Genomic DNA, 3,919 nt, shown 5'->3' with positions numbered 1-3,919 from the left:
TAAAAAAAGAACGAAGTCGAGATCAGGGAATGAGTTTATAAAATAAAAAAAGCACCTGAAAAGGTGTCTTTTTTTGATGGTTTTGAACTTGTTCTTTCTTATCTTGATACATATAGAAACAACAAGTTTTTATTTTTATAGTTTACATCGCGTTTAAAGTGTTGGTGTGATTGGCTTTATAAGGTTAATGAACCTTTAAAAATCCTTGCACAGAAAAATACCCTATGTTATTGTTTAAGTTACCACACAAAAACAAATTTACATAGGGGGTTTCTGTATTAATTATGTGCAATAATAATAGCATTAATTCAGATGAAAAATCAAGTGTACTAATCGACAAAACAAAAAGTGGAAAAATAAGACCTTGGCGAGAAAAGAAAATGGCAAATGTAGATTATTTTGAACTCTTGCATATTCTTGAATTTAAAAAGGCTGAACGTGTAAAAGATTGTGCAGAGGTACTTGAATATAAAGTGAGTTATGAAACGGGAGAAAAAACGTTATATCGTGTGTGGTTTTGTAAATCTCGATTATGTCCAATGTGCAACTGGAGGAGAGCAATGAAGCATGGTATTCAGTCACAAAAGGTTGTTGCAGAAGTTATCAAACAAAAACCAACAGTTCGTTGGCTTTTCCTTACGTTGACCGTTAGAAATGTTTATGATGGTACTGAATTAAATAAAAGTTTATCGGATATGTCAAAAGGTTTTAATCGTATGATGAAATATAAGAAAATTAATAAAAACTTAGTTGGTTTTATGCGAGCGACAGAAGTAACTGTAAATAATATAGATAATTCTTATAACCAACACATGCATGTGTTGGTTTGTGTAGAAAGCACTTATTTTTATAACACTGAAAACTATGTGAATCAAAAGCAATGGATTCAATTTTGGAAAAGAGCTATGAAATTAGATTATGATCCAAACGTTAAAGTCCAAATGATTCGACCAAAAAATAAACATAAATCTGATATAAAATCAGCCATTGATGAAACTGCAAAATATCCAGTAAAAGATACAGATTTTATGACTGATGACGAAGAAAGAAATTTGCAGCGTTTAGCTGATTTGGAGGAAGGACTTTATCGAAAAAGATTAATTTCATATGGTGGTTTATTAAAGGAAATTCATAAGGAATTAAATCTTGATGACGCAGAAGATGGCGATTTAATACATACAGATGATGAAGAAAAAGCAGATGAAGATGGCTTTTCTATTATTGCAATGTGGAATTGGGAACGGAAAAATTATTTTATTAAAGAGTAATTCAACAAAAGGGCCAAGATTGTTTAAGCAAAACAAGACAAGTTAAGGGGTGCAGTTTACGCACCCCTTAACTTACTTATTAAATAATTTATAGCTATTGAAAAGAGACAAGAATTGCTCAAAGCTAATATTGTTTAAATCGTCAATTCCCGCATGTTTTAAGGATTTGTTAAATTGATTCTTTGTAAATATTTTCTTGTATTCTTTGTTAACCCATTTCATAACGAAATAATTATACTTCTGTTTATCTTTGTACGATATTCTTGATTTTTTTCTATTTAATCTGATAAGCGAGCTATTCACTTTAGGTTTAGGATGAAAATATTCTCTTGGAACCATACTTAATATAGAAATATCAACTTCTGCCATTAAAAGTAACGCCAATGAGCGCTTTGTATTCAATAACCTTTTAGCAAACCCGTATTCCACGATTAAATAACTCTCATCAGCTATACTTTCAAAAACAACTTTGCGTATTATATCCGTACTTATGTTGTAAGGTATATTACCAAATATTTTATAGGATTGGTTTTTAGGAAATTTAAACTGCAATATATCCTTGTTTAAAACTTGAAAATTATCGTGATTAACAAGTTTATTTTCTGTAGTCTTGCATAATTTATGGTCTATTTCAATAGCAGTTACGAAATTACACCTTTGTACTAATTCAAGGGTAAAATGCCCTTTTCCTGAGCCAATTTCAAAGATATTATCATGTTCATTTAAGCTTATATTTGTCATTATTTTATCTACATTACGTTTCGAAGTAATAAAGTTTTGACTGTCTTTTATATTTTTTTTGTTCATTATAACCCTCTTTAATGCGGTTATAATGAATTTTGCTTATCAACGATTCATTATAACCACTTATTTTTTGTTTGGTTGATAATCAACTGTGTTGATTACAAAAATACTAAAAATGCCCATATATTAATTCTCCTTCTTATAAACTTAAAATAATTATAGCACAAGCTCTGATAAATAAGAACATGATGAACGACCGTTAAATTTATACTGCAATCGGGCGCGATTGTTGAATAAGAATACAAAAGATACGAGAGATCATTCTCGTGTCTTTTGTTATTTTAAGTGGTTTTGTCCGTTATCCTGGAAAACCGAAAGTCGAGCAAATTTTGATTTTGCTGAGTACGGCTTTCGGTACGAAAAACATAACGGACAAAATAAAAAAGACAAGGGTTTAAGGTGGAGATTTTTCAGCGCAGCGTTTTGAAAAATACGACCTGTCCCTTGTCTTTTTTAAACGAGCCACGAGAGCAAATCCCCCTTTTGCTGAGGTGGCAGAGGTCAGGTTTTTTTGTTTCTTTTTTCTCGTAAAAAAAAGAAAGGTCTTAAAGGTTTTGTGCATACTGGTAATCAGTATGCAGGGTTTTGTTGGCAGAGCCAATAGCCTCGCAGAGCACACACTTTATGGATATAAAGTATAGTATGTTATACTTTACATGGAAGTAATTGCCGGAAAAGAGCAAAAATGCCTCACATTTGTGCCACCTAAAAAGGAGCGATTTACATATGAGTTATGCAGTTTGTAGAATGCAAAAAGTGAAATCAGCTGGACTAAAGGGCATGCAATTTCATAATCAAAGAGAGCGAGAAAGTAGAACGAATGAAGATATTGACAGAGAGCGAACGCATGAAAATTATGATTTGCAAAACGATGAAAACATAAATTATAACGAACGTGTAAAAGACATAATCGATTCACAAAAAACAGGTACACGAAAAACAAGAAAAGATGCTGTTCTTGTAAATGAGTTGTTAGTAACATCTGACCGAGATTTTTTTGAGCGACTGGATCCAGGAGAACAAAAACGATTTTTTGAGGAAAGTTATAAATTATTTTCTGAACGATACGGCAAGCAAAATATTGCTTACGCAACAGTCCATAATGATGAGCAAACCCCTCACATGCATTTAGGTGTTGTGCCTATGCGTGATGGAAAATTACAAGGAAAAAATGTGTTTAATCGTCAAGAACTGTTATGGTTACAAGATAAATTCCCCGAGCATATGAAAAAACAGGGTTTTGAGTTGAAGCGTGGTGAACGTGGCTCTGACCGTAAACATATTGAGACAGCTAAATTTAAAAAACAAACTTTGGAAAAAGAGATTGATTTTCTAGAAAAAAACTTAGCAGTTAAAAAAGATGAATGGACTGCTTATAGCGATAAAGTTAAATCAGATTTAGAAGTACCAGCGAAACGACACATGAAAAATGTTGAAGTGCCAACGGGTGAAAAGTCCATGTTTGGTTTAGGAAAAGAAATAATGAAAACAGAAAAGAAACCAACTAAAAATGTTGTTATATCGGAGCGTGACTATAAAAACTTAGTGACTGCTGCGAGAGATAACGATAAGTTAAAACAGCATGTTAGAAATCTCATGAGTACTGATATGGCGAGAGAATATAAAAAATTAAGTAAAGAACATGGGCAAGTTAAAGAAAAATATAGTGGTCTTGTAGAGCGATTTAACGAAAATGTAAATGATTATAATGAGTTGCTTGAAGAAAATAAGTCTTTAAAGTCTAAAATAAGCGATTTAAAGCGTGATGTGAGTTTAATCTATGAAAGCACTAAGGAATTCCTTAAGGAACGTACAGACGGCTTAAAAGCCTTTAAAAACGTTTTTAA

At 31.9% G+C, this 3,919-nt stretch carries 4 protein-coding genes; 2 read left to right on the top strand and 2 right to left on the bottom strand.

All coding sequences use genetic code 11. The features are described 5' to 3' along the window. The first annotated feature begins 284 nt into the window (after nucleotides 1-284). Nucleotides 285-1,268 (top strand): protein rep, encoded by a 984-nt coding sequence (locus KQI49_RS18305; protein ID WP_014125933.1) that lies wholly within the window; start codon nucleotides 285-287, stop codon nucleotides 1,266-1,268. 72 nt (nucleotides 1,269-1,340) lie between these two features. On the opposite strand, the gene erm(C) is transcribed toward KQI49_RS18305, so the two are convergent. After that, entirely contained in the window at nucleotides 1,341-2,075 is a 735-nt protein-coding gene (erm(C), locus tag KQI49_RS18300) for a 23S rRNA (adenine(2058)-N(6))-methyltransferase Erm(C) (RefSeq protein WP_002457017.1), read from the bottom strand. A gap of 60 nt (nucleotides 2,076-2,135) precedes the next feature. After that, nucleotides 2,136-2,195 carry a 23S rRNA methylase leader peptide ErmCL gene (ermCL, locus tag KQI49_RS18295; RefSeq protein ID WP_014158491.1) on the bottom strand — a complete coding sequence of 20 codons (60 nt, stop codon included), beginning with the start codon at nucleotides 2,193-2,195 and terminating at the stop codon, nucleotides 2,136-2,138. A gap of 603 nt (nucleotides 2,196-2,798) precedes the next feature. Here ermCL and mobV point away from each other — a divergent pair. Continuing rightward, nucleotides 2,799-3,919, top strand: a 1,121-nt coding sequence (gene mobV, locus KQI49_RS18290; protein ID WP_216491004.1) for a MobV family relaxase, incomplete at its 3' end; no start/stop codon positions are given.

It is taken from the genome of Virgibacillus sp. MSJ-26, from assembly GCF_018918075.1.
Classification (GTDB): Bacteria; Bacillota; Bacilli; order Bacillales; family Amphibacillaceae; genus MSJ-26.
Note: the sequence above shows the minus strand (reverse complement) of the source record. Positions and strands in the feature narration are given on the sequence as shown.